The sequence below is a fragment of the Nocardiopsis listeri genome (assembly GCF_020741345.1).
GTDB lineage: Bacteria > Actinomycetota > Actinomycetes > Streptosporangiales > Streptosporangiaceae > Nocardiopsis > Nocardiopsis listeri_A.
The window spans coordinates 1-4,994 of record NZ_DYZD01000028.1; the positions used below are offsets into that span (position 1 = coordinate 1).

Here is a 4,994-nt window from a genome sequence, read left to right on the forward strand (position 1 = left end):
ATGGTGATGGTCAAACCCGGCCTGGCCTACCTCGACGTGGTGGCCAAAGTGGCCGAGTCCGCTCCTGTACCCGTGTCGGCCTACCAGGTCAGTGGTGAGTACGCCATGATCGAGGCGGCGGCGGAGAAGGGCTGGCTCGACCGGGAACGGGCGATCCTGGAGACCTTGACCTCCTACCGACGCGCGGGAGCCGAACAGGTTCTCACGTACTGGGCCACCGAGGCGGCACGGCTGCTGCGCTGACACGCACAAGGCTCTCGCCCCGGTCGCGGCCGCCGGGCGCCGGGCCACATCGAACCGGCCGCGACCGCACCGAAGTCGACCGGGGAGCTCAGATGGCCGATGTGTTGTACCGCCGGAAACGTCGCCGCACCACGGACAGCATGATGGAGTCGGCGTTGAGCTACGCCGAGCTGGGCTGGCCCGTGGTCCGTGGCGCAGCCCCGGGGCAGGACCGTTCCTGTAACTGTGACCGCGTGGGCTGTCCCGACCCGGCCGCGCATCCGACCACCGCGGCCTGGGGGGTGGAGGCCAGCACCGATTCCGCCACGATCCGTCGTTGGTGGACCGCCGACCCGAACGCGAACGTGGTGCTGCCGACCGGCCGGGTCTTCGACGTGCTGGACGTGCCCCGTGAGGCCGGTGTGATGGCCCTGGCGCGGATGGGGCGGAGGGGCGTGCCCGCCGGCCCGGTCGCGGCCCTGGACTCGCGCCACCTGTTCTTCGTGGCCACCCGTTCCCCGATGGACGAGGACGAGTGGTGGTCGTGTCACCTGGACTGTGTCCCCGAGGCCGTGGAGGAGATGCCGGGCCTGCGCTGGCACTGCCGGGACAGCTTCGTGCTCGGCGCCCCGTCCGTGCTCACCTCGGGTGGTCGTGTCACCTGGATCCGCACCCCGCGCGACTCCGAGGGCTCCGTGGTCCTTCCCGACCCCATCGCGGTGTTGGACATCCTCGCCGACGCCAGCGAGGAGTTCTCCGGGGCCTGATCCGGTTCACCCCTCGCCGCGGCCGACCCGAAGAGCCAGAGCGGTGCGGTCGCGCAGCTCCAGTTTGCGCAGGATGCTGGTGACGTGGTTCTTGGCGGTGCCCTCCGTGATGAACAGCGCGCGGGCGATCTCCCGGTTGGTATGCCCCTCGCCGACCAGCCGCGCCACCTCCCACTCCCGTTCGGACAGTGCGGTGGGGGCGGCCGGTTCCGGTTCGGCGGGAGCGGGCGCGCTCAACGCGGCGACCAGACGCTCGGCGGCCGGCCCGCCCAGGACGGTCTGGCCGGTGGCCACCCGACGGATGGCGGCCACCAACTCCTCGGGTGGCACGTCCTTGAGCAGGTAGCCGCGGGCGCCGGCGCGCAGACAGCCCAGTACGAGTTCGTCGTCGTCGAACGTGGTGAGCACGAGCGCGGGCACCCCGGGATGCTCCTCGCGCATCCTGGTGATCAGCTCCATGCCGTCCATGCGCGGCATCCTGGCGTCCACCAGGGCCACGTCCGGCGGTGAGGCGGCCAGGAGCTCCAAGGCCTCGACGCCGTCCGCGGCCTCGCCCACGACCTCGATGCCCTCCTCGATCTCCAACAGCTTGCGCAGACCCTGCCGAAGCAGGATCTGGTCGTCCACGACCAGCACGGACACCGTGTTCACAGGCCACCCCCGGCGGCCACGGTAGCGGGACGCCCGGCCGCTCCGGTCTCGGAGGGCACCTCGACCCGGAGCCGGAAACCACCATCGGTCGGACTGTCGACGGACACCGAGCCCGCCACCGCCGACACCCGCTCGCGCAGCCCCCGCAGCCCGAAGCCGGAACGCAGGGCGTCATCGCCCGCCCCGGCACCGTTGTCGGTGACCGTCACCGACACGCTTTCGGGGGCGGCCTCGACCTCCACCTCGATCCGGTCCGCGCCCGAGTGGCGCATCGCGTTGGTCAACCCCTCCTGGAGCGTGCGGTAGCAGACCAGTTCGGCCTCCTCGGGCAGGTGGGGCCAGGAGCCGGTCTCGGTGAAGTCGATGCGCACCCCACCTCCGGAGAACGACTCCGCCATCGCGCGCATGGCGGCCGTTCCGGCGCGGCCCTCCAACCGGAGCGGGCGCAGGGCGCGCACCCAACGCCGGGTGTCGGTGAGCGCCTCCCGCGCCAGTTCACGGGCCTGCTCCACCTCGGTCCAGGCGTCCTCGGGGCGGGCGGTGCGAAAGCGCAGTGCGTTGGACAACGAGATGGTCAGGGCGGTGAGGTAGTGCCCGGTGCTGTCGTGCATCTCCCTGGACATACGAGCCCGCTCCTCGGCCACGGTCAGCTCCCGAACACGGTCGGCGTGACGGCGCAGTTCCTCGTGGGCCCTCGCCACCTCGCGGAGGAGTTCCCGGGTGTGTTCGGCACGCTGCGCGGAGACCAACAACGCCACGTACACCGACCCGGACAGCAGCGCGAGCATGGTCAGGCCGATGGCCAGGGCCACCCCGACCAGGAGGGGCAGCCCGGGGAGGAGGATCGCCGTCATCGAGAACACGATGAGTAGCACCGCGTACCCGAGCAGCCCGGCGACGCCGAAGACGGCCACGGCGTTCATCGCGGCCACGCACACCAGCAGGAACGTGGTGTGGTTGCTGATGAACATCGTGCCCAGGCTGAGCAGGAGGAAGAACACGGTGGCGGTCCGGCCGGCCCACGAGGTGCGCGGGCTCCACGGCAGGAAGGGCCACAGGGCACAGGACAGGACCAGACCCACCACGCTGGCGACCACGTAGCCGATGAGCAGGGGGTCCATCTCCCGGAGTTCCGCCACACCGCCGGAGAGGAAGCCGACCCCGAACATGAGCAGGGTGGTGAGGACCGCCATCCAAAAGAGCAGGTTCAACGCTCGTGGGGGGCGGTTTCCGCGTAGGGCCACCCAAGCGGAGAGGTCGGGCAGGGCGTCGGACTTCGTCATTTCTCGAGGGTAACGGGGAAATGGTCGGCGGGGCCGGCGGGAAGGTCATGACCTCGGCATGTTCGTCGCCATGACCTCCGGCATGTTCCGAGGCCCGGGGAACACGTGACCGGGCCATGTCCGTGGGTCGATGTGGGCCCCCGCCCCTCCGCCCTACCTTTCTCCCGTAGACGAATTCGAGGTCCGGGAAAGGTCGATGGGAATATGGAAACAGAAACCCGGGAAAGAGGAGAGAACCTCTTTCCGAGGGTGGGGGTGGCGATTTCCGTACTCCTGTCCCTGCTGATGTTCGGGGTCGGCGCCGCCGTCTGGGCGGACCTGCCCGCGATGATCCCCGGAGGGAAGGTCGATTTCGCCGGCGAACCCACGATGACCCCGCGTTGGCTCTTCGCGGTGGCCATGCCGTCGGTCACCCTCTTCGTCGCGCCGGTCGTGGCCTTCCTGCCCGCTCTGGGCGAGCGGTTCCAACGGCTGTCGGGACAGGGGGCACCGTGGTCGTCGCCCTCCCTGCGGCGGTTCCTGAACCTTTTGCTTCCGCTGCTGTCCCTGGTCCTGACGATCCTGCACACCGTGTTGCTCCTGCGGGAGGCGGGCCGTGCGACCTGGCCGTCCACCGACCACCTCATGCTGGCGGTCCTCGCCCTCTTCCTGGTGGGAGTCGGACTCATCGTTCCGTTGTTGCGCCCCGGAGCAGGGAGCGACGACCCGGTCGCCCGTTGGTGGGAGCGGGCCCGCGTGCCGGTGGGCGTGGGGATCGTCCTGGTCGGTTCGGTGACCGCGGCGACGGGGTTCCTTCTGGGGGAACCGGTCATGGCGGCCTACGCGACGGGGCTGATCGGTCCGGTGATCCTCGTGGGCTGTGCCGTTCCGTTCATCGGAGAACGGAACCGGAAGAACGATTCGAGGAGTGGCACATGAGCACTGACGAAATGATCGGGGTCGAGAAACTCACCCGGTCCTACGGAACGAACACCGGGATCTTCGACGTCGATTTGTCCGTTCGCAGGGGGCGGGTCTTCGGGGTGGTCGGCCCGAACGGCGCCGGAAAGACCACGTTGCTGTCGATCCTCGCCGGAACCCGTGCCCCGGGGAGCGGAACGGTGCGTTCCCGCGCGGAACGGATCCTGTTCTGCCCGGACGTGCCCGACTTCGAACCCTGGCTGACCGCCGCCGAGGTGGTCGATCTCAGCGCCCGCGTGGTGGGAGCTCCCGCCGGGTCGTTCGAGGTCACGAGGGCCCTGGAGCGGGTGGGTCTGGCGGAGGCCGCCGACCGCCGCAACGGGAGGTTCTCCCGGGGCATGCGGCAGCGATTGGGCCTGGCCGCCGGTCTGGTCTGCCGGCCCGACGTGCTGATCCTCGACGAACCCGCCTCCGGGCTCGACCCACGGGGTCGGGTCGACGTCCTCGACCTCATCACCGAACTGCGTCGGGAGTGCACGATCATCCTCGCCAGTCATCTGCTCGGAGACGTGCAGCGGGTGTGCGACGACGTCGTGGTGATCGTCGGAGGACGTGTGGTCCACCAGGGGCCCGTCGCCGACATCGCCGATCAGGGGCGACCCAACGCCTGGTACCTGCGGGTCCGCGGGCGGGCCGACCACCTCGCCGAGCTTCTGGCCGACGAGGACTGGGTCACGCGGGCGGACGCCGTCGAGGAGGACTGCGTGCTCCTGGAGGCCGTCGACGCCTCCGCGGGTGAGTCGGGGATCCCCCGAGCCCTCGCCGAGCACGGTGTGCCGCTGGTCGCCCTTCACGGACACCAGGAGGACCTGGAGTCGGTCTTCCTCTCCCTCACGAACAGGACGGACCGATGAACGGCACCCTCTACCGGCTCGAAGCCCTCCGACTGCTGCGCACGCACACCCTGCTCCTGTTGGTCCTGGCCTTCACCGCCTCCGGCGCGGTCGGCCCCCTGCTCGCCCACTACATGGAGGACCTGCTCCGGCTGGCCGATCCCGAGGGTGAGCTGGCGGCGATGGACCTGCAGCTCCCGACGATGACGGCCGGCGACGCCCTGGGATCGCACATCGAACTGATCGCGCCTTTGGGCGTGCTGCTCGTGGTGCAGATC

Annotated in this window: 5 protein-coding genes and 2 pseudogenes; 5 read left to right on the plus strand and 2 right to left on the minus strand. The window is 70.1% G+C overall.

All coding sequences use genetic code 11. The annotated features are described in order from the left end of the window. Both K8V84_RS01405 and K8V84_RS01410 read left to right on the plus strand, forming a co-directional pair. Positions 1–243: pseudogene (locus K8V84_RS01405) on the plus strand (porphobilinogen synthase); the annotation flags it as partial. A 92-nt stretch (positions 244–335) separates the two neighbouring features. After that, positions 336–989: a bifunctional DNA primase/polymerase gene (locus K8V84_RS01410; RefSeq protein ID WP_304069394.1), complete on the plus strand. Its 654-nt coding sequence runs from the start codon at positions 336–338 to the stop codon at positions 987–989. A 6-nt stretch (positions 990–995) separates the two neighbouring features. Here the strand turns inward: K8V84_RS01410 and K8V84_RS01415 are convergent, their stop codons facing one another. Beyond that, positions 996–1,640: a response regulator transcription factor gene (locus tag K8V84_RS01415; RefSeq protein ID WP_304069396.1), complete on the minus strand. Its 645-nt coding sequence runs from the start codon at positions 1,638–1,640 to the stop codon at positions 996–998. Next, the gene (locus K8V84_RS01420) at positions 1,637–2,923 is read right to left on the minus strand and encodes a histidine kinase (RefSeq protein WP_304069398.1); all 1,287 of its coding nucleotides are present in this window, start codon (positions 2,921–2,923) and stop codon (positions 1,637–1,639) included. Before K8V84_RS01420 ends, K8V84_RS01415 begins: the two co-directional genes overlap by 4 nt. Before the next feature lie 255 nt (positions 2,924–3,178). Here K8V84_RS01420 and K8V84_RS01425 point away from each other — a divergent pair, with 255 nt between their 5' ends. The 3 genes and pseudogenes from K8V84_RS01425 to K8V84_RS01435 all read left to right on the plus strand — a co-directional run. Continuing rightward, positions 3,179–3,841 carry a hypothetical protein gene (locus K8V84_RS01425; RefSeq protein ID WP_304069400.1) on the plus strand — a complete coding sequence of 221 codons (663 nt, stop codon included), beginning with the start codon at positions 3,179–3,181 and terminating at the stop codon, positions 3,839–3,841. Then, positions 3,838–4,737, plus strand: a complete 900-nt coding sequence (locus K8V84_RS01430) for an ABC transporter ATP-binding protein (protein WP_304069402.1) — start codon at positions 3,838–3,840, stop codon at positions 4,735–4,737. Before K8V84_RS01425 ends, K8V84_RS01430 begins: the two co-directional genes overlap by 4 nt. After that, positions 4,734–4,994, plus strand: a pseudogene (locus K8V84_RS01435) (ABC transporter); the annotation flags it as partial. The gene K8V84_RS01430 and the pseudogene K8V84_RS01435, both read left to right, overlap by 4 nt.